The sequence below is a fragment of the Nocardia beijingensis NBRC 16342 genome, from assembly GCF_001612785.1.
GTDB classification, from domain to species: Bacteria; Actinomycetota; Actinomycetes; order Mycobacteriales; family Mycobacteriaceae; genus Nocardia; species Nocardia beijingensis.
On record NZ_BDBC01000008.1, the window covers coordinates 102,039 to 120,240 of the forward strand.

An 18,202-nucleotide genomic window follows, 5' to 3' on the forward strand; every position below is an offset into this window, starting at 1 on the left:
AGTACATCAGCGGAAATCGAGACGAACCATGGCCGCGACGCTCGATGCCATAAGCGACTGTCTCACCGCAGCGGGGCGAAGAACTTTGTGATCTCCTCCGCCATGAGCGCGGGCGCCACATGGTGCAGGTAGTGGGTGAACACGTCGTGCGTGTGCCACGAGACGACGTTGTGATCCCGCTCGGCGAAGCGGCGGATGCCGTGGAAATCGCCGGTGGAGCCGCACAGCGCGAGCGGCACCGTGCTCGGCGCGGTGGGGTGTTCGGCCTTGTCCTTCTCGAAGTAGTGCCGGATCGCCGAGCCCGCGGTGCCGGTGAGCCAGTGGATCGCGATGTTGGTCAGCACGAAGTCGTCGTCCAGATCCGGCCCGAGCAGTTGGCCGTTCCAGCCGACCAAACCGGCGGGCGAATCCGCGAGCGCGTGCGCCAGCGTCTGCGGCTGCTGCGATTGCAGCACGTTGAAGCCCATCTTGTTCTTCACGAACCAGTCCAGGGTGGCCAGCGACCGCTGTTCGTCCTCGTCGAGATCGGCCAGCTCGGCCGGGTCGCCGGACGGGAACGAGTACACCTGCGTGACGTGCACGCCGATCACGCTCTCCGGCGCCACGCGCCCGAGTTCCGGCGAGATCTGCGATCCGCCGTCGTTGCCCACCGCGCCGTAGCGGGTGTAGCCGAGCCGCCGCATCAGCTCCGCCCAGGCGCGGGCGATCCGGGCATCGTTCCAGCCCGCCTCGGTGGTGGGGCCGGAGAAGCCGTAGCCCGGCACCGAGGGGATCACCAGATCGAATCCGGCCGCGGTGAGCGGCTCGATGATGCCGACGAACTCGACGAAGGTGCCGGGCCAGCCGTGCGTGAGGATCAGCGGAAAGGCGTCCTCCCGTGCGGATTTCACGTGCAGGAAGTGGATGTTCTGGCCATCGATCTCGGTGGTGAACTGCGGGTAGGCGTTCAGCGCGTTCTCGACCGCGCGCCAGTCGAACCCGTCTCGCCAGTACCCGACCAGGTGGCGCACCCGCTCGACGCTCACCCCGTAGGTATCGCCTGAGCCGGGAATCTGCTCGGCCCAGCGGGTGCGGGCGAGCCGGTCGTGCAGATCGTCCAGCTCGGTTTGGTCGATGTCGATGCGGAAGGGGGTGATCGCGGTCATGTCCTGCTCCTAGTGAAACGGAATGCTCTGTTCTGTTCTAACCGTAACAGAACGGATCATTCCGTTTCAAGTGCTACGCTTAACTCATGCCGAGAACATCCGACGCCCCAGCTCAGAAGGGTCTGCCCGGCCGCAAGGCGCAGGCGGCGCGCAATGACGGCCTGATCTTGGAGGCCGCCCGCGCGGTCTTCCTCGCCGACGCCACGGCCCCGATCTCCGCCGTCGCGGAACGCGCGGGTGTCGGGATCAGCGCGCTCTACCGCCGCTATCCGAGCAAGGAGGTGCTGCTGCGCACGCTCTGCCACGACGGACTGCGGCGGTACAACGCGGAAGCCGATGCGGCGCTGGAGGATTCGGACGGGTGGCGCGGGCTCGTCGGCTTCCTGGAGCGCGTGGTGGACGCGGACGTCCACTCGCTCACCGTCCATCTCGCGGGCACCTTCACCCCCGACGAGTCGATGCTGCCCGATGTGCGGCGCTCCGCCGAAGCGACGGAGGAGATCGTGCGCCGCGCCCACGCCACCGGCAAGCTGCGCCCCGACGTCACCCCGCAGGATCTCGGCCTGATCCTGGAGTCCTGCGCGGCGGTCGCGGTGCCGAGCCCCGAGCGCACCGTCCAGTTGCGCCGCCGCGTGCTGGCGATGCTCGTCGCCGGGCTGAGCGCCGACGGCGAACTCCCCGGCCCGCCGCCCACGCCGGACGAATTCTCCTGGCGTTGGGCACGGCGATGAATTTCCCGGTGTGAAGCCGTCCGCACTGGTACGAATACCGCTGCCCGCCCCGAAAGGATGCGCCGTGAACTGGACACTCGAGGTCGTGATCGTCCCCGTCTCGGATATCGACCGAGCCAAGCGGTTCTACGCGGAGCAATTGGGCTTCGTCGTAGACCACGACACGAAGATCGGCGAGGACGCGCGCATAGTGCAACTCACCCCACCCGGTTCCGGCTGCTCGATCGTGATCGGCCACGGCGCGGTGCCGGACATGACCCCGGGCTCCCAACAGGGCCTCCAACTGGTGGTCAACAACCTGCGCGAAGCCCACGAGGAACTGACCTCCCGCGGCGTCGAGGTCACCGAAATCCAAATCCTCGGCGAAAACCCGCGCCCCGTGCCCGACCCGCTCGACAACGTCGGATTCTTCTTCTTCACCGACCCGGATGGGAATGGGTGGGGGGTGCAGCAGATTTCCACCCGTCCGTGAGCGCCCCCGTGTGGACGGTGGTTCGTCCCGAGCGACGGTAAGGGAGCGAGCGTGGCACGGCGCAAGCCGCGCGAGTCAGCGGATCGATTCGTCGACCAAGCGCATCAGCCGGTCTGCGAGGGCAGGGGAGGCGGCGATCGTGTCGGGTGAGTCGAGGCTGTGGCGGCGGGAGGTCGAGTCGAGGACGACAGCACCCGCCTCGCGGGCGATGAGCACACCGGCGGCCGTGTCCCAGGGCTTGTTGGACAACATGACGCAGGCGTCGGTGCGCCCCTCGGCGACCCACACCAGATCGAGGGCGGCAGATCCGAACATCCGAACCCGCTCGATGGTGGCCGCCAGCGCGGCGGTGAGAGCGAAGCGGCGCCGGTTCTTCGCCACCGCCTCCGGCCCGACGGCGTAATCCCCGATGGAAACAATCGCCTGCTCGAGCGTTTCGGTGTTGCTCACCCCGATCGGCTTGCCATTGCTCCATGCGCCCGACCCGGCGGCGGCGTAGTACTCCAGGTCGAGGAATGGCGCGCCGACGACTCCGATCACCGGTTCGCCGTCGTGCACCAGAGCCAGCGATACGGCACAGAGCGGCAGTCCGTGAATGAAGTTGGACGTCCCGTCGATCGGGTCCAGGACCCACATATCTCGCGCGTGGTGATCGCGCGGCCCGTCATCGAACTCCTCACCGAGAAAGCCCCACTCGGGTGTCGCGTCGGCCAGATACCGCCTGATGTCGTCCTGGATCCGATGATCCAAGCCGGTCACGTAGTCCCGATCGCCCTTGGCATCGACCGCTCCTCGATCGGCGGTGCGGAGAAGTTCGGCCCCCCGTTGAACGGCCGAACGAGCGATTTCGAGCAGATCATCCCGACTCGCTCTCATACCGAAGCGACCTCCCGAGCGCTGGACCACATCGTTTCGAAGACTTCGGAGAACGTGTCGAAGAGCCCCGCTTGTTCCGACTTGCGAGCGACCAGCGTCGGTGATTCGACTCCGCGGGCTCTCGGTAGATACGGCTGAATGACGCACACCGCCGAATCGACGAGAATGATATTGAAGCGTACCGTTTCATCATAGGTGCGAATCTGGATGACATTGTCCTGTTGCGCGTACTTCTTCTGTGCTCGGATCAAGCATTTCATATTGAGTTCGGTAAGACTTGACAGCACTCCGGGAGTGTGACCCTCCTCAGATTCCCGTGCTCGGATATGGGAGCCATTCGGGTCGAGGAAGAGGCACCGGAGAGTGGTGCCTGATTCGAGCAACTTCATGAGGTCCGTATCCGACTGCTGGCAGAGTAGGTTCAATGACAGGCCTGCCATATCGATCCGCCGTGCGCCCTCGAAGAGCTTCCGTGGAGGCATCGCCTGCAAGAAGTCGGTTCGGCTCGCAAAGATCGCTTCGACATCGGCAATGGTCTGAGCGGAAGTTCGCCCGCGTGCTGCTCGGATATCGGCGGGGTCCGTGCAGTCTTCAAACAATTCGTCGACCGACCAACCCGGGAACATGGTTTCCAAGATTCGACGGTGATGGGGGTACGGGAGACTGGCGAGGTCCCCGGAGAGCCACCGGTAGAATTGAGCCTTCTTGGGTCCGGCGCCGACGAGTTCGGGCTCGTATTCGCCCGCGATTCGGTCGTATTCGCGGTTGAACGCCGAGACGGTCTGAAGGTGGCGTTGTTGCAGTAGAGCTTTCAGCACGGTCCCCACGAGTGCGCCACCTCTCGGGCTTCCCTGGTTCGGCACGGGATCGAAGATGAGACACAGAAGATACACCCGCTGGTCCAGCTGATCAAGGTGATGCATCGGCGGCGACGCGAACAGACTCGGGCGCTGCCGACACTTCACCGCATGGAACGGATCGTCACCGCAGGAGTGGTTGTCGTGGCGCTGGCACTGCTGGCCGTCGGCACCTTTTATGTGCTGCCGTACCTACTCGATCGAGACGACCCACTACCGGAATCGGCGGTACCGGTTATCGACATCTTCGATCGTCTCGACATCGAGCACGCGCATGCGACCATGCAATACCACGTTCGATGCAGCATCGATTCCTGTCCGGACAAGGCAGATGCGTACTGGACCCTGGTCGAAGCCGGGCACATCGTCCCCGACGAACGTGCGCAGCGGAGATGGCAATGAACCAGCCGGTCAGTGCAGATATCGTCCGCATCCGCCATCGTATCTGCGGCGAGTCGCCCGGTGAAATCTCTCTCGACGTCGCGAGGATGATCTGACCCAGCATGCCGGGCATGGCTGCGACTGCTTGCAGTTTCTAGGCGCATTGAAACGAGCTTCGCGAGTGTGTGGTTGAGGCGCGGAGCTGATCGTCACCATCGTCGATTATTGATAGCAGTAGTCGATAAACTCACACGGGCACGTCGCGTAGGAGGGCGCCATGCAGGACCCCTGGGATGAAGCACCTGTTGGTAAGCGAATCAAGGCCCTGCGTGAGCGTGCGGGCATGTCGCGGCCTGTCCTGGCCGGACTCGTCGGCCGGTCGGCGGAGTGGATCAAAGCCGTTGAGACAGGTCGCCTTCAAGCTCCGAAGCTGCCGATGCTGTTGCGAATCGCGCAGGCTCTCGAGGTGAAGGACCTCGCCGAGTTGACCGGCAACGGTCATGCGGTGTCGGTGGCGGTTTTCGCAGGGGCGCAGCATGAAGCGCTCGCCGAGGTGCGTCGCGCACTCACCGACTATCGGATGACCTCGAGTCCATCCCCTGCCAGTGTCGAGCACCTGGCGATCCGATTGGCTCAGGCGTGGAAGATTCGCCACACCAGCCCCGACCACCGCACCCAGTTGGGGGCGTTACTGCCCGGCCTCATCCGCGACGCGCAGCAGGCGGCGCGCATTCCCGGGGCGGATCGTAGAGAAGCGCGTCGTGTGCTCGCAGGTGTATATCAGCTCGCGGACTTCTACGTCGCTTATCAGCCTGCGCCCGAACTGGTTTGGCTGGTCGCCGACCGTGCCATGAACGAAGGATTCGAAGCCGATGACCCGTATGTGATCGCATGCAGCACATGGGCGATGGCGCAGGCACTGCGGGACTCCGGCCGCTGGGAGGAAGCGCTCGACCTGATCCGGGATGCGCTCGGTCAGTTGGAGCCTTATCTGCCCAGGGACGAGACACCGGATGATTGGCGGGGGATCGCGGGCGCCCTCGAAGCGGAAGCCGCGTACGTCCACGCTCGTCGCGGCCGCTACGGGGAGGCTTGGGCGCATTGGGAGTCGGCCGACGCGGTGGCCCGGAATCTGGGTCGAGAGTATCGGCATGTGCAGACGTCGTTTTCCGTGCCCGTGATGACGGCGCATGCGACGACGCTCGGTGTGGAGCTGCGGCGCTCGGCAGAGGCTCTGCGTGCGGCGGGGAATGTGGATGCGGAGATGATCGTGTCGGTGCCGCGCCGGAGCCGCCACTACATCGAGGTCGCACGGGCGCATGCACAGCGGCGGGAGTCCGCAGCGGTATTCGCGATGCTGGAGAAGTCGGAGCAGACGGCCCCGGAGACCATTCGATACAACGGGTTCGCGCGGGAGATGATCCACGACCTGGTGCAGCACCCGCCTACGGGGATGAGCCGCGACGTGCGGAATCTGAGCCGCCGCGTCGGCGTACTCGTGTAGCTGCCGACCTCTCGGGGCGGTCAGCGGTCAGCCACGTCGAAGCCACGACCACAAGACCCGTCCGTGAGCGCGGCGGTGACGAACGCCGGGTGGGTCTGCCTCGGTTATCGGGGGCCGAGGAAGAGGGTTTGTGTGCTGCGGCCCAGAGGGCCCTTTTCGTCGTAGAGCGCCGATTCGGCCATACCTATGCCATGGGGTTGGGGGTAGGTGACGGCGTCGAGGCAGACCCATTCGCCCACCGGCTGTCGGTGCAGGGTGACCGTGAGGTCGGTGTTGATGAACAAGTACTCCGACCAGTCCAGGACCGCGCTGACGCCGTTGCCGGAATCGGCGGCCGCGAGGGTGCGCTCCAGCGGGCTCGGGTCGGTGCCCGCGACGATCGGGTGCTTGATCCTGATCCAGCAGATCGCCGGGCCGGGCTCGGCGAAGGAGCCGCTGACGAAGCGGTAGTCGATGGCGGTGTGGAAGCCGATCGGCTGGGTGGAGGGGAACGGCTCGGGCGCGTCCGCGTGCTCCGGGCCGGGCCGCGTGCCGGTCGGCAAGAAGCGTTCCGGCAGCGGCAACTCCGGCTCGGACAGTTTGAAGCGCCAGGCGTTCGCGCGCATCACCGGCCCGCGCTCACTGGACAACGTCGCTTCGATGAGTTCGACGCTGCGGCCGGGACGCGCGACGCGCGCGTGCGCGGTGAGCGGTGCCAGCGGCACCGGGCCGAGGATCTCGACCGCCACCCGGCCGACCTGGAATCCGGGGCGCGGCTCGCATCGCTCGATCACGTGGCCGAGCAGCGCCGATGGCGGGCCAGCGTGCTGCGCGTCCGGCGACCAGGGGCCTCGGGTCAGCTCGGTCGAGATGAACCGGTCCGGCCGGTCGGGATCGGGGAGGTAGAAGGCGTCACTCATGACCATGCCTCGCCCGCGCTCGACTCGGTGCGCGCCCGCGCGCTGAGTCCCCGGTCACTTCGCTGACGCTCACTCACGTCGCCGTCCACCCTTCGTCGGTTTGCACAACGACGGTAACGCGCACCATAACGCGGTTCATCCTCAGACCCGGCCGAACGCGAGCGCGACATTGTGCCCGCCGAACCCGAACGAGTTGTTCAGCGCGAAATCGATGCGCTGAGTGCGCGGCGCGCCCGCCACGATGTCCAGATCGATCTCCGGATCGAGATTGTCGAGGTTCAGCGTGGGCGGGACCATCTGATCCCGCAGGGTCAGCATGGTGACCAGCGATTCCAACGCGCCGACCGCCCCGATCGAGTGCCCCAGCGCGGATTTGGGAGCGTAGACCGAGGCGTCGGGCACGACGGAGGCGATCGCGTTGGCCTCCGAGGCGTCGCCGATCGAAGTCGACGTGGCGTGGGCGTTCACATGCTGGATGTCCGAAGGCCGCAAACCGGCGGTCTCGATGGCCTTGCGCATCGCGCGGGCCGCGCCGAGCCCTTCCGGTTCCGAGGCGACGATGTGGTAGGCGTCGGAGGTGATGCCCGCGCCGAGCACCCGCCCGTGCACGGTCGCGCCGCGCGCACGTGCGTGCCGCTCGGACTCGAGCACCAGCAGCGCGCCCGCCTCGCCGAAGACGAACCCGTCGCGGTCCCGGTCGAACGGCCGGGACGCGCGTTCCGGTTCGTCGTTGCGGGTGCTCATGGCGCGCATCATGGCGAAGCTCGCGATGGGCACGGCGTCGATGTGTCCTTCGACTCCGCCCGCGACCACCACGTCCGCCTCGCCGGTGGTGATCAGCCGCCAAGCGTGCGCGATGGCCTCCGAACCGGACGAGCAGGCCGAGACGGGAGCGAAAACTCCAGCTCTCGCCCCGATTTCGAGCCCGACGGTGGCGGCGGGACCGTTCGGCATCACCATCGGCACCGACATCGGCGACACCTTCCGGTAGCCGCCCGCGCGCATCGCGTCGACGGCGGAGATCAGCGCGTCGCCGCCGCCGAGCCCGGTGCCGATGGCCACCGCCAGGCGGTCGCGGTCCACCTCGGGCGCGCCGGCCGCGCGCCAGACCCGGCGGCCGAGCACCAGCGCCATCTGCTCGACGTAGGAATGCCTGCGCTGTTCGACCCGGCTCAATTCCGTGCCGGGCTGTGACGTCAACTTGCCGCCGATGCGGACCGGCAGGTCGTACTCGGCCACGAAATCGTCGTCGAGCGCGCCGATGCCGCTGCGCCCCGCCAGCAATCCGGACCAGGTTCTGTCCATGTCGTCGGCCAGCGACGTGGTCGCCGCGTACCCGGTGACCACGACCGAATCCCGAGTTTCTGAAGCGATTGTTACAGTCACGGTGTCATGGATACCTGTACCGATCGCTACAGTCAACCTATGGCTCGCCCTCTCGACCACGCCAAACGCGCCGAACTGCTCGCCGCCGTCGTGCGCTACATCGCCGAGCACGGCCTCGCGGACCTCTCATTGCGCCCACTGGCCGCCGAGCTGGGCACCAGCTCGCGCATGCTCATCTACTACTTCACGACCAAGGAAGAACTGCTGGTCCAAGCCCTGGCGACGCAGCGGCCCGACATCGCTGCCGTCTTCGCCGACATCGGCGACGCTTCGGATTTGCGCGAGCGGCTTTGGGACTTCTGGACCGCGAACGTGTCGGGCGACGGCCGCACGAGCGTCAGGGTGATGTTGCAAGTGCTCGGTGCGGCCTGTGCGCCCCGCAGTCCGTATGCCGATTACGCCAACTCGGCCATCGCCGTCTTCGTATCGGCGCTGGCCGACGGACTGCGCGGCCTCGGTTCCGTCGATGACCCGGAAATTGTTGCCACGCTGTTGATTTCGGGTCTGCGCGGTATTTTGCAGGACCGGTTGATCACCGGAGAAGTCGAGCGCACCGATCGCGCGGCCCGCCGTTTGATCGAACAGACGGTGCGCTGATTGTCTTATCGGCGCATCGGTAGCGAGCGGCGTCCGGGCGGGTGGTGCGGGCGGTGACGGTGGAATCCGGTAGCGACGCTTCGTCGGGCTGCGCTGGATATTCCGTTACGGCGGGGGCGATCGTGAGTCGAACGCACAGGCCGCTGCTGGGCCGTGACCCGGGGCCAGACGGAATTGGGGGTGCCCCACGCCTGCGGCGCTGCTGCTCGGCACGGCCGTGGCCCCACGTGTGCGACTCGCTCTCCGGGGAGGGCGGGGTAATCGTAGTGCCCGGATAGTCTCGCGCGGAGGCGATCATTCGGGCCGGGACTCCGGGTACGCATGCGCGAAGAGACGTTCCAGCATCGCATGCAACTGGTCTCGCTCCGCCGGGTCGAGCGGGGCGAGGATCTCGTCGCCGACCCGGCCGGCTTCGCGATCGAGGGAACGCAACGCGGTGCGGCCGGTCCGGGTGATGCGCACGGTGATGCGGCGACGGTCGCGTTCGTCCCGCGCCCGTTCCACCTGACCGGTGGCTTCGAGTTCGTCGACGACCTTGGCCACGTCGCTGGGGTGGATGCCCAGGCGCTCGGCCAAGTCGCGCTGGGCATGCGGGCCGAAATCGGCGAGCGCGGCGAGGATCGCCATGTGCCACAGCCGCAGGCCGCGAGCGGCGAGACGGTCGGCGAACCCGGCGCGCGCGGCCTTGCCGACCCGCGACAGAAGGTAGATGTCGAGGCCGAGCAGGCTCGGTGGGAGTGCGCGGGCGTCGTCCATGGGCCTATTGTAGGTTCGGGCCTAAAGTAGGTCCGCACCAACTATTTGGAGACAACAGTGGACGCACTTCACCCGAGACTCCTGGTCACCCGGTTCACCGAATGCTTCGAGTTCTACGCGGCGGTGCTGCCCGAGCTGATCGGCGCGACGCTGGCCAACGGAACCGCCGCGGGTCCGTACGCGAGCTGGGACGTCGGGGACGAAGGAGTGCTGGCGCTCTTCGATCGTTCCGCGATGGCGGAGGTCGTCGGCACGACGGCGCTGCCTGTCGCACCGGCCCAAGACGCGGTGATGTTCGTGTGCCGAGTGCCCGACGTCGACGCGGGCGCGAAGTTGTGCACAGACCACGGCGCGACGGTTGTCGCGGCCCCAGCCGTCCGCCCGCACTGGGGCCCCGGGCTGCGCACCGCGCACCTGCGCGACCCGGAGGGCACGCTGATTGAACTCCAGTCGTACTGAGTGCCTCGATGGGGGTTCCGCCGGGCTGGCTGGAGAACGGGCCGGGGCCGTGCGGTAAGGCTTCTTACGTGGTCGGGTGATCCGGTTCGTAGTCGCCATAGCGTCGGGGGCCGGGCGCGGCGGCGGCGAGTTCGGTTGCCGCCTGCCACAGCGACACCGCCGCCGGATGCTCGGCACCGAGCAGGGTCGCTACCTCCTCGTAGATCGGCTGGATCTTGTCCCGCAGCTCTTGGGACTTGCTCACGTCGAAGTTCGGCACCAGGGATTCCTTTCATCGTGACGGCGCTGGGATGGTGCGGGTCGGTAGTGATTCCCGAATCGCGAATGGCGCATCAGCTTGGTGGTGGCGTTACGCGGCAATTCATCGATGCGGCGGCTGGCTCGGGCATTGGCGGGTCGGTGGTAGTGCGCCGGTCGCCCGGCAGTCGGTCTGCCCCGGTCGGACATCGGCGCCGATCACCGGTCGCGGGACTGTCCGCGCGTGCGGTCCTGGCCCGGCGTTCCGCCTCGCGTGACCTGTGGCGTGTCAGGTGAGGGCGGTTTCAGCGCCGCTGCGGGTGGTTGGGCCTGACCTTCGATCAGTATTCGCGCGACTTCGGGCGGAAGGCCCTCGCGCAGAGCGCGGGCGATCCGTTCGGCGCGTTCCCGTTCGGCGTCCTCCCGCGCTTGGCGCGCGGTCTCGGCAGGGTCGCGCTCAGGTGCGGTCTGCCCGCGCTCGGCGGCCTTGGGCGCGGTGTCGCGAGTCTGTCCGGTGTCGGCGCGGGTGTCGCGGGTACGGTCTTGCTCCTCTTGCTGAGCGCGCTGGTGGTGGGTGTGCAGGTACAGCATGGCTTGCATCGCACGCTCGTCGGCTCGAGCTTCGGCGCGTTCCTGTTCGATCCGGTGTGCATCTGCCTTGGAGGGTACTTGTACTTGGTCGCGCGCCTGCTCGACTGCCTTGGTGGGCTGTTCGCGGTCGCGCTCGGCACGCTCACGCTCACGTTGCTTGCCCAGTTCGATCGCCTTCGCGAACTGTTCGCGGGTGACAGTGACGGTGAGGAACTGCCCCGGGTAGCGGGTCTCCAATTCCTTCAGCTTGGCCGCTACCTTGCCATCGATCTTCGCGCCTTCGACCACGTACCACTCGACAATCCAGCCGTCGCGCAGGACCTGAGCGTCTTTTCTGAGCTGGTCCAGTGCCTCGCGCCGCACCTCACCAGCTTTGAACTCCATCGCGTGGCGGTTCCGGACAGACGCTGAATCATGAAAACGTGCACCGTGTTTCGTTCGGTAGTACCGTTCCTGTTGCCATCCGCTCTCTTCTGTGCGGCCCAGCATGTGGCACATGCCGTCGCGGAAGGTGTTGCCGAACTCGCGGGAGTTCGACCACCGGTCACGCTCACGCTGGTAGTCCTTGGGCAGCCGGGCACGCTCACCCCGGAACCACTTCCGGTCCACATACCGGCGATACCTGTCCTCTTCGGATTCCATGCCCCGCGCCCCCCACGCCAGCCGATGCCTGCCGGAGTATCAGTCGTCGTCCCGGATCTGTATCCATTCATCCAGCGGTGGACGCCCGGCAGCATTCCATGCCCGGTAGTCCTCCACTGAGTAACCGAAGATCGAAGCCCACAGCCCCCCATTGCGCCGCACCACCGCCGTGGTCACAAGCGGGATCACGTCGAGGTAGTGCTCGCTGAACGGACGATCGATCACCGGTCCGAAGCCGTGGGAACGCTGCTCGTCGTCGTAGTCGGGCACGTTGTACCAACGGCCCTCGAACGCGCGCCGGAAGACCTCACCGAGGTAACGATGGAACCCGTCGGCGGTGTCCCGATGCTCGGGCAACTCCACCGACTCCGGAGTAGGGAACAGCTCGAGCGCACGGACCTCGGCCTGGCGCAATCCCTCGGCCGACCACGGATCATCCGGCATCCCCGGCGCGGTCTCGGTGAAGAATCGCGCCAGGCCCGCGTCCATATCGGCGAGCCAGGCCAACCATCGGGGGTCGTGCTGGTCGGCATCCATCTGCCGACGCTCGGCCTCGGTGTAGGCGACGTCCCTGCCCATGATTCCTCCCTGTCCGATCACACCCCACCACCACGAACACGCCGAGTTTCCCACGCATACGGCCGACTGTGCGCGAAACGCGAACCTGCCGGCACCCATGCGGCCAGGACTTCGCGCGCGGGAAGCGGTGGCGGACCAACTTCGCGCCGCTCGCCGGGATGCGGGCGGTAGAAACCCGCGCGGACTGGCCTGGCGGCTAGGTATCGCTCCTGAACACGCCTCCCGATGAGGGGGCGGTATCAGCCAGGCTCGAAGCGGTACGACGACAGGACGATCGCGGTTGTCGCCTGTACTGTCCCTCATCTCGAGTGCTCCGTCGTTGCTACCAGTGAGCAGCCGGGTGCCGTCAGGTGACCACGCCACTGACGGGATCCTGTCGGTGTGGTCGGTGAAGTTGTGGAGGGGTTGTGCGGTCTGGGCGTTCCAGATTCCGGGTCCGCCCCGAACGCCGCCGTCTGGTGCCTCGACCCCCAAAAAATCGCGCCGCCCGCCGCATCGTCGGGATGCGGCGGGCGGCGGGACGGGTACTACGACACGACCGGCAGATAGACCGCGTTGCCGCGGCTGGCGAACTCAACGGACTTCTCCGCCATGCCCGCCTCCAGCGCCTCGGCCTCGTTCAAGCCCTGCCGTTCGGCGTATTCGCGGACGTCGGCCGAGATTCGCATCGAGCAGAACTTGGGGCCGCACATGGAGCAGAAGTGTGCGGTCTTCGCGGGTTCGGCGGGCAGCGTCTCGTCGTGGTACTCGCGGGCGGTGTCCGGGTCGAGGGAGAGGGCGAACTGGTCGCGCCAGCGGAATTCGAAGCGCGCCTGCGACAGCGCGTCGTCGCGCTGTTGGGCGTGCGGATGGCCCTTGGCCAGGTCGGCGGCGTGTGCGGCGATCTTGTAGCTGATCACGCCGACTTTCACGTCGTCGCGGTTGGGCAGGCCGAGGTGCTCCTTCGGGGTGACGTAGCAGAGCATCGCAGTGCCCGCCTGCGCGATGATGGCCGCGCCGATGGCCGAGGTGATGTGGTCGTAGGCCGGTGCGATGTCGGTGGCGAGCGGGCCGAGGGTGTAGAACGGCGCCTCCTCGCACAGCTCTTCTTCCAGCCGGACGTTCTCCACGATCTTGTGCATCGGCACGTGCCCCGGACCCTCGATCATCACCTGTACGCCATGCGATTTCGCGATCTTGGTCAGTTCGCCGAGGGTGCGCAGTTCGGCGAACTGCGCCTCGTCGTTGGCGTCGGCGATGGAGCCGGGCCGCAGGCCGTCACCGAGGGAGAAGGTGACGTCGTAGCGGGCCAGGATCTCGCAGAGTTCCTCGAAGTGCGTGTACAGGAACGATTCCCGGTGATGCGCCAGGCACCAGGCCGCCATGATCGACCCGCCGCGCGAGACGATGCCGGTCACCCGCTTGGCGGTCAGGGGGATGTAGCGCAGCAGCACGCCCGCGTGCACGGTCATGTAGTCAACGCCCTGCTCGCACTGCTCGATCACGGTGTCCCGGTAGATCTCCCAGGTGAGCGCGGTCGGGTCGCCGTTCACCTTCTCCAGCGCCTGGTAGATCGGCACGGTGCCGACCGGGACGGGGGAGTTGCGCAGGATCCACTCGCGGGTCTCGTGGATGTTCTTGCCGGTGGACAGGTCCATGATGGTGTCCGCGCCCCAGCGGGTGGCCCACACCATCTTCTCCACCTCCTCGGCGATCGAGGAGGACACGGCCGAGTTGCCGATATTCGCGTTGATCTTCACCAGGAACTTCTTGCCGATGATGGTCGGCTCGAGCTCGGGATGCTTGTGGTTGGCCGGGATCACCGCGCGGCCCGCGGCGACCTCGTCGCGCACCAGCTCCGGCGCGACGCCTTCGCGCGCGGCGATGAAGCGCATCTCCGGCGTGACGATGCCCTCGCGGGCCCACGCGAGCTGGGTGCGCGGGCCCTTCCCCTCCGGCTTGGTCCAGGTGTCGCGCAGTTTCGGTAGACCGCCTTCGAGATCGATCGTCGCGGACTCGTCGGTGTACGGGCCCGACGTGTCGTAGACGTCGAAGTGCTCACCATTGGTCAGATTGATCCGGCGCACCGGAATGCGCAGGTCATCGACCTCGAGATAGTGCTTGACGCTGCCCTCGATCGGGCCGGTGGTGACGCTGTCGACGGGTGCGGATCCGCCGTCGGACGCAGCGGCGCGTGCCATTCTTCCTCCCTACGCCGGCATTACCCGGTCAGGTTCATACGGTCGACGGCCCTGACGCCTCTCGGCTAGCCGTCCTCTCAGCCCGCTGGTGCGAGCCCCCGTTGGTTTGTGAAATTTTCCCGCCCGACCATACCCGGACCACACGGACGCGTGCCCGGCGATTCGGCGCTATCGCGTGAACTCCCAGGCAGAGCGTCCGGTCAGGGGTCCTCCACCGGCTCCGGCGTGGCCGAGTGTCCCGGCGCGCCGTGGGTGCGGCGGGCTTCTTTCATCTCGGCTTCGTAGATGTGGCGGCGGCCGCCGAGCAGTTCGTCGCGGGCGGCGCGCTCGATGTCGCGGAACAGGTCGTAGTAACCGTCGTCGTATTCCTCGATGATCTGGAACGTCCAGCGTCCGGCCAGCACATTGCGACCGATCAACTCGGCGGAGATCCGATCGGCGATGTGCTCGTGGCCCGCGGCGCGGAACAGTTCCACCGCGATGTCGAGCGCCAGATCGGCCCCGCCGGTCAGCTGATGGAACGCGTACAGGTGGCCGCGGGCGCGTTCGACGATCTCGAGGGCTTCGGAGAGTTTGCCGGTGGCGGCGACGGTGCCGTCGCCGACGCCATCGGGGCGGCGGTGCTGAGCGGCCGGGCGATCGTTCATGACCTCGCTCCTTGTCCGGAGGGATGGTGCGGCCGTGAACTCCGCGATCCGGCAGCGGAGATCGAGGCGCTCGGGTAGCGGCGTACCCGGGCAGAGCCGTTCTCAAGCACCGAGCGCCCGTCCGAGGCAACCTCGGGCGAAGGTCGATCGCTACGCCCCCTGGTCCGCCGCCGACCGCCGAACTTGTTCAGTGCGGGTGTGCCGGAAGAATACGGCCCGTGACCTCGCCCAATCCGATGGCCGCGTGCGGACCCGGAGCCGACGCGGTGATGGTGACCTCGTCGCCGTCCTCCAGAAAGGTGAGTTGCTGATCGTTCACCGATACCGGCCTGCTGCCGCCCCAGGACAGCTCGATGAACGAGCCGCGTTGATCCGGTTCGGGGCCGGAGATGGTGCCGGAGGCGTACAGGTCGCCGGTGCGCGTCGATGCGCCGTTCGCGGTGAGATGAGCCAGCATCTGCGCCGGTGACCAGTACATCCGGGAGTAGGGCGGGTAGCTGACCGGTTGTCCGTTCCAGGCCACGGTGAGGTCGATGTCCAGGCCCCAGTGCTCGGCGCCGAGCAGGTAGGGCAGCGGCGCGGGGGACTGCTCGGGCAGCGGTATGCGGGCGGACTCCAGAGCGGCCAGTGGCGTGATCCACGGCGAGATCGACGTCGCGAACGACTTGCCGAGGAACGGGCCCAGCGGCTGGTACTCCCAGGCCTGGATGTCGCGGGCCGACCAATCGTTGACCAGCGCGACGCCGAACACCCGCGCGGCGAACTCGTCGATCGGGACCGGCACGCCGAGCCGCGAGCCGACGCCGATCACGAAGCCGAGCTCGGCCTCGATGTCCAGCCGCCGCGACGGGCCGAAAACCGGTGCGCCGGAATCGGTCTTGCGCTGCCCGTACGGCCGTGTGATCGCGGTGCCCGACACCACCACGGTGCCTGCCCGCCCGTGATAGCCCACCGGCAGGTGCCGCCAGTTCGGCAGCAGCGGATCGCCGTCCGGCCGGAACAGGCGGCCGAGGTTCGTCGCGTGGTCGATGCTGGCGTAGAAGTCCACGTAATCGCCGATGCGCACGGGCAGCCGCAGGTCCACGTCGGCCAAGCGGTGCACCGCGGCGTCGTCCAGCTCGCCGTCGACCGCCTCGCGAATCCGGTCGCGCACCGTGCGCCAGCGGGCTGGTCCCTGCGCCAGGAAGGCGTTCAGGCTCGGCTCGGCGAAAACCGGATCGTCCAGCAGCACAGCCAGATCGATGACATGTTCGCCGAGCCGCACGCCCACGCGGGGGTCGGCTCCGGTCGGCGCGAAGACCCCGTACGGAAGATTGTCCGGACCGAACAGCGACTCCGGCGCCACCTCGACCCTGGCCCTCACGCGGGGCCCCGGCCCGACCAGCTCCACGCGTAGGTCGGGTCTTCGCAGGCCAGCGCCCCTTCGCCGAGTTCGAGCGGGCGGAAGGTGTCCACCATGACGGCCAGCTCGTCGAAGTACTCGATGCCGATGCTGTTCTCGTAGGCGCCGGGCTGCGGACCGTGGGCATAGCCGCCGGGGTGCACCGACACCGAACCCTGCGTGATCCCGGACCCCTTGCGGGCTTCGTAGTTGCCGCCGCAATAGAACATGACCTCGTCGGAATCGACGTTGGAGTGGTAGTACGGCACGGGAATCGACAGCGGGTGGTAATCCACCTTGCGGGGAACGAAATTGCAGATCACGAAGTTGCCGCCCTCGAAGGCCTGATGGACCGGCGGCGGCTGGTGGATGCGGCCGGTGATCGGTTCGAAGTCGGCGATATTGAACGTCCAGGGGTACAGGCAGCCGTCCCAGCCCACCACATCGAACGGGTGGGTGGCGTAGACCATCCTGGTGCCGACGACCTGTCCGCCGGGCCGATGTTTGACCAGCACTTCCACCTCGGTGCCGGTCGCGGTGACGGTCTCGGTCGGGCCGTGCAGGTCGCGCTCGCAATACGGGGCGTGTTCGAGTAGCTGGCCGAACTTCGACAGATAGCGCTTCGGTGGGGTGATGTGACCGGTCGCCTCGATCACGTACGCCCGCAACGGTTCCGGACCGGTGGGCCGCCAGCGGTGCGTCGTGGCGCGCGGGATGAGCACCTGATCGCCCTGCCGCGCCGGCAACGCGCCGAACACCGTCTCCACCGTCGCCGCGCCGGACTCCACGTACACCAGTTCGTCGCCGATCGCGTTGCGGTACAGGGGTGATCCGCCCTTCGCGACGACGTAGGAGATGCGCACGTCCGCGTTGCCGAGCAGCAGGCGGCGTCCGGTCACCGGATCGGTCTCGGCCGGGGTGTCGCCGGGGAACAGCGTGTGCAGGCGCAGATGGCGGTGCCGGAGCGGATGGTTCGGCGTGGTCCGCTGATCGGGCAGCTCCCAGACCGTCGAATCGACCAGTGCCGGCGGCAGGCCGCGGTGATAGAGCAGGGAGGAGTCGCCGGAGAAGCCCTCCTCGCCCATCAGCTCCTCGTAGTAGAGCCGGCCCTGCTCGTCACGATGCTGGGTGTGCCGCTTCGGCGGTACCGTACCCACTTGCCGATAGAACGCCATGACCGTTCCTCCGCCAGCCGGTGGTCGGACAGTTGATCACCATCGTAGTGCGGCCGGAGCGTCTATCAGGCGTTTCGCAGGGCTCGGTAGACCGAGGCCCCGACGAACGCGCCGAGATCCGCCGGTGTCCAGCCGTCCTGGTCGGCGAGCAGCGCGCGCACGGCCGCCTCGCCCGCCGACACCCACTGCTCCACCAGCACGGGCAACTTGCGCTCGGCGTCCACCGTGCCCCACGCGCGCAGCGTCGGGCGCAGGAGTTTGGTGCAGCGCTCGATGACGAGCGCGCGGCCGCGCCCGAACGATTTCGCGACGGCGGGGTCCGGATTGCCGTAGACCAGCCGCCAGGCGTCCGGCCGGATCGCCGCCTTCGTCAGCAACGCGCGAAACCCCTGGACGAACACGGTCTCGTCGGCGTCGACATCCCGTGGCTTCACCACCTCGAGCACGCCGCTGACCAGGTAGCCCTCCTCGCGCTGGATCAACGCCTCGATCAGCTCGACGCGATCGGCGAAGCAGGCGTAGACCACCGGCCTGGTCACATTCATCCGCTCCGCGATCGCGGCCATGGTGACCGCGGCGATGCCGTCCTCGACGGCGATGGCGAGCGCGGTGTCGAGCACCTGCGGGCGGCGGCGCTGCGGGCCGAGGTGCTGCGCCCGCTGCCGCTGCCCCATGGCCGCGTCGCTGTTCAAGCCGCCCAACCTGCC

At 67.4% G+C, this 18,202-nt stretch carries 20 protein-coding genes and 1 pseudogene; 6 read left to right on the top strand and 15 right to left on the bottom strand.

Annotation, left to right across the window (positions count from 1 at the left end; genetic code table 11):
* Positions 1-62 precede the first annotated feature (62 nt).
* Complete coding sequence (locus NB3_RS04375) at positions 63-1,145, bottom strand: epoxide hydrolase family protein (RefSeq protein WP_067796825.1); 1,083 nt, start codon at positions 1,143-1,145, stop codon at positions 63-65.
* 86 nt (positions 1,146-1,231) lie between these two features.
* Here NB3_RS04375 and NB3_RS04380 point away from each other — a divergent pair, with 86 nt between their 5' ends.
* Together NB3_RS04380 and NB3_RS04385 are read left to right on the top strand one after the other, a co-directional pair.
* Complete coding sequence (locus NB3_RS04380; RefSeq protein ID WP_067796827.1) at positions 1,232-1,876, top strand: TetR/AcrR family transcriptional regulator; 645 nt, start codon at positions 1,232-1,234, stop codon at positions 1,874-1,876.
* A 64-nt stretch (positions 1,877-1,940) separates the two neighbouring features.
* The gene (locus tag NB3_RS04385; protein WP_067796829.1) at positions 1,941-2,348 is read left to right on the top strand and encodes a glyoxalase superfamily protein; all 408 of its coding nucleotides are present in this window, start codon (positions 1,941-1,943) and stop codon (positions 2,346-2,348) included.
* 75 nt (positions 2,349-2,423) lie between these two features.
* Here the strand turns inward: NB3_RS04385 and NB3_RS04390 are convergent, their stop codons facing one another.
* Positions 2,424-3,224, bottom strand: a complete 801-nt coding sequence (locus NB3_RS04390; protein WP_067796831.1) for an inositol monophosphatase family protein — start codon at positions 3,222-3,224, stop codon at positions 2,424-2,426.
* Positions 3,221-4,051: a DUF5919 domain-containing protein gene (locus tag NB3_RS04395; protein ID WP_084485774.1), complete on the bottom strand. Its 831-nt coding sequence runs from the start codon at positions 4,049-4,051 to the stop codon at positions 3,221-3,223. Before NB3_RS04395 ends, NB3_RS04390 begins: the two co-directional genes overlap by 4 nt.
* Positions 4,052-4,192: 141 nt before the next feature.
* On the opposite strand from NB3_RS04395, the gene NB3_RS04400 reads away from it, so the two are divergent.
* Both NB3_RS04400 and NB3_RS04405 read left to right on the top strand, forming a co-directional pair.
* Positions 4,193-4,483, top strand: a complete 291-nt coding sequence (locus NB3_RS04400) for a hypothetical protein (protein WP_067796833.1) — start codon at positions 4,193-4,195, stop codon at positions 4,481-4,483.
* 256 nt (positions 4,484-4,739) lie between these two features.
* The gene (locus tag NB3_RS04405) at positions 4,740-5,966 is read left to right on the top strand and encodes a helix-turn-helix domain-containing protein (RefSeq protein WP_067796836.1); all 1,227 of its coding nucleotides are present in this window, start codon (positions 4,740-4,742) and stop codon (positions 5,964-5,966) included.
* A 104-nt stretch (positions 5,967-6,070) separates the two neighbouring features.
* On the opposite strand, the gene NB3_RS04410 is transcribed toward NB3_RS04405, so the two are convergent.
* Positions 6,071-6,865 carry a thioesterase family protein gene (locus tag NB3_RS04410; RefSeq protein WP_067796999.1) on the bottom strand — a complete coding sequence of 265 codons (795 nt, stop codon included), beginning with the start codon at positions 6,863-6,865 and terminating at the stop codon, positions 6,071-6,073.
* A 141-nt stretch (positions 6,866-7,006) separates the two neighbouring features.
* Positions 7,007-8,251, bottom strand: a complete 1,245-nt coding sequence (locus NB3_RS04415) for a KasA/KasB family beta-ketoacyl-ACP synthase (protein ID WP_067796838.1) — start codon at positions 8,249-8,251, stop codon at positions 7,007-7,009.
* A gap of 6 nt (positions 8,252-8,257) precedes the next feature.
* On the opposite strand from NB3_RS04415, the gene NB3_RS04420 reads away from it, so the two are divergent.
* Positions 8,258-8,848 carry a TetR/AcrR family transcriptional regulator gene (locus tag NB3_RS04420; protein WP_244891765.1) on the top strand — a complete coding sequence of 197 codons (591 nt, stop codon included), beginning with the start codon at positions 8,258-8,260 and terminating at the stop codon, positions 8,846-8,848.
* 294 nt (positions 8,849-9,142) lie between these two features.
* Here the strand turns inward: NB3_RS04420 and NB3_RS04425 are convergent, their stop codons facing one another.
* Entirely contained in the window at positions 9,143-9,604 is a 462-nt protein-coding gene (locus NB3_RS04425) for a MarR family winged helix-turn-helix transcriptional regulator (protein WP_067796844.1), read from the bottom strand.
* Between the two features lie 57 nt (positions 9,605-9,661).
* Between NB3_RS04425 and NB3_RS04430 the strand changes: the two genes are divergently transcribed.
* Positions 9,662-10,063, top strand: a complete 402-nt coding sequence (locus NB3_RS04430) for a VOC family protein (RefSeq protein ID WP_067796847.1) — start codon at positions 9,662-9,664, stop codon at positions 10,061-10,063.
* A gap of 64 nt (positions 10,064-10,127) precedes the next feature.
* On the opposite strand, the gene NB3_RS04435 is transcribed toward NB3_RS04430, so the two are convergent.
* The 9 genes and pseudogenes from NB3_RS04435 to NB3_RS04470 form a co-directional block, all read right to left on the bottom strand.
* Positions 10,128-10,322 carry a hypothetical protein gene (locus NB3_RS04435; RefSeq protein ID WP_067796850.1) on the bottom strand — a complete coding sequence of 65 codons (195 nt, stop codon included), beginning with the start codon at positions 10,320-10,322 and terminating at the stop codon, positions 10,128-10,130.
* A gap of 197 nt (positions 10,323-10,519) precedes the next feature.
* Complete coding sequence (locus NB3_RS04440) at positions 10,520-11,500, bottom strand: PspC-like choline-binding domain-containing protein (RefSeq protein WP_157111513.1); 981 nt, start codon at positions 11,498-11,500, stop codon at positions 10,520-10,522.
* 72 nt (positions 11,501-11,572) lie between these two features.
* Positions 11,573-12,112, bottom strand: a complete 540-nt coding sequence (locus NB3_RS04445) for a hypothetical protein (RefSeq protein ID WP_067796857.1) — start codon at positions 12,110-12,112, stop codon at positions 11,573-11,575.
* Positions 12,113-12,433: 321 nt separating this feature from the next.
* Positions 12,434-12,586 (bottom strand): annotated as a pseudogene (locus tag NB3_RS36755) (hypothetical protein); the annotation flags it as partial.
* Positions 12,587-12,639: 53 nt separating this feature from the next.
* Positions 12,640-14,292: a phosphomethylpyrimidine synthase ThiC gene (gene thiC / locus NB3_RS04450; RefSeq protein WP_067796860.1), complete on the bottom strand. Its 1,653-nt coding sequence runs from the start codon at positions 14,290-14,292 to the stop codon at positions 12,640-12,642.
* 200 nt (positions 14,293-14,492) lie between these two features.
* Positions 14,493-14,939, bottom strand: a complete 447-nt coding sequence (locus NB3_RS04455) for a hypothetical protein (RefSeq protein ID WP_067796863.1) — start codon at positions 14,937-14,939, stop codon at positions 14,493-14,495.
* Between the two features lie 187 nt (positions 14,940-15,126).
* Positions 15,127-16,302: a fumarylacetoacetase gene (gene fahA / locus NB3_RS04460; RefSeq protein ID WP_067797001.1), complete on the bottom strand. Its 1,176-nt coding sequence runs from the start codon at positions 16,300-16,302 to the stop codon at positions 15,127-15,129.
* On the bottom strand, positions 16,299-17,495 hold the full coding sequence (locus NB3_RS04465; protein WP_067796866.1) for a homogentisate 1,2-dioxygenase: 1,197 nt from the start codon (positions 17,493-17,495) through the stop codon (positions 16,299-16,301). Before NB3_RS04465 ends, fahA begins: the two co-directional genes overlap by 4 nt.
* A gap of 65 nt (positions 17,496-17,560) precedes the next feature.
* Positions 17,561-18,169 (bottom strand): TetR/AcrR family transcriptional regulator, encoded by a 609-nt coding sequence (locus NB3_RS04470; protein ID WP_174553167.1) that lies wholly within the window; start codon positions 18,167-18,169, stop codon positions 17,561-17,563.
* Between the last annotated feature and the right edge of the window lie 33 nt (positions 18,170-18,202).

What these genes read in the sequence shown, in the direction of transcription:
- NB3_RS04465 (WP_067796866.1), bottom strand. Translation starts at nt 17,495, where the DNA reads ATGGCGTTCTATCGGCAAGTGGGTACGGTACCGCCGAAGCGGCACACC.
- NB3_RS04470 (WP_174553167.1), bottom strand. Translation starts at nt 18,169, where the DNA reads ATGGGGCAGCGGCAGCGGGCGCAGCACCTCGGCCCGCAGCGCCGCCGC.
- NB3_RS04405 (WP_067796836.1), top strand. Translation starts at nt 4,740, where the DNA reads ATGCAGGACCCCTGGGATGAAGCACCTGTTGGTAAGCGAATCAAGGCC.
- NB3_RS04410 (WP_067796999.1), bottom strand. Translation starts at nt 6,865, where the DNA reads ATGAGTGACGCCTTCTACCTCCCCGATCCCGACCGGCCGGACCGGTTC.
- NB3_RS04420 (WP_244891765.1), top strand. Translation starts at nt 8,258, where the DNA reads ATGGATACCTGTACCGATCGCTACAGTCAACCTATGGCTCGCCCTCTC.
- NB3_RS04380 (WP_067796827.1), top strand. Translation starts at nt 1,232, where the DNA reads ATGCCGAGAACATCCGACGCCCCAGCTCAGAAGGGTCTGCCCGGCCGC.
- NB3_RS04390 (WP_067796831.1), bottom strand. Translation starts at nt 3,224, where the DNA reads ATGAGAGCGAGTCGGGATGATCTGCTCGAAATCGCTCGTTCGGCCGTT.
- NB3_RS04400 (WP_067796833.1), top strand. Translation starts at nt 4,193, where the DNA reads ATGGAACGGATCGTCACCGCAGGAGTGGTTGTCGTGGCGCTGGCACTG.
- thiC (WP_067796860.1), bottom strand. Translation starts at nt 14,292, where the DNA reads ATGGCACGCGCCGCTGCGTCCGACGGCGGATCCGCACCCGTCGACAGC.
- NB3_RS04445 (WP_067796857.1), bottom strand. Translation starts at nt 12,112, where the DNA reads ATGGGCAGGGACGTCGCCTACACCGAGGCCGAGCGTCGGCAGATGGAT.
- NB3_RS04455 (WP_067796863.1), bottom strand. Translation starts at nt 14,939, where the DNA reads ATGAACGATCGCCCGGCCGCTCAGCACCGCCGCCCCGATGGCGTCGGC.
- NB3_RS04425 (WP_067796844.1), bottom strand. Translation starts at nt 9,604, where the DNA reads ATGGACGACGCCCGCGCACTCCCACCGAGCCTGCTCGGCCTCGACATC.
- NB3_RS04375 (WP_067796825.1), bottom strand. Translation starts at nt 1,145, where the DNA reads ATGACCGCGATCACCCCCTTCCGCATCGACATCGACCAAACCGAGCTG.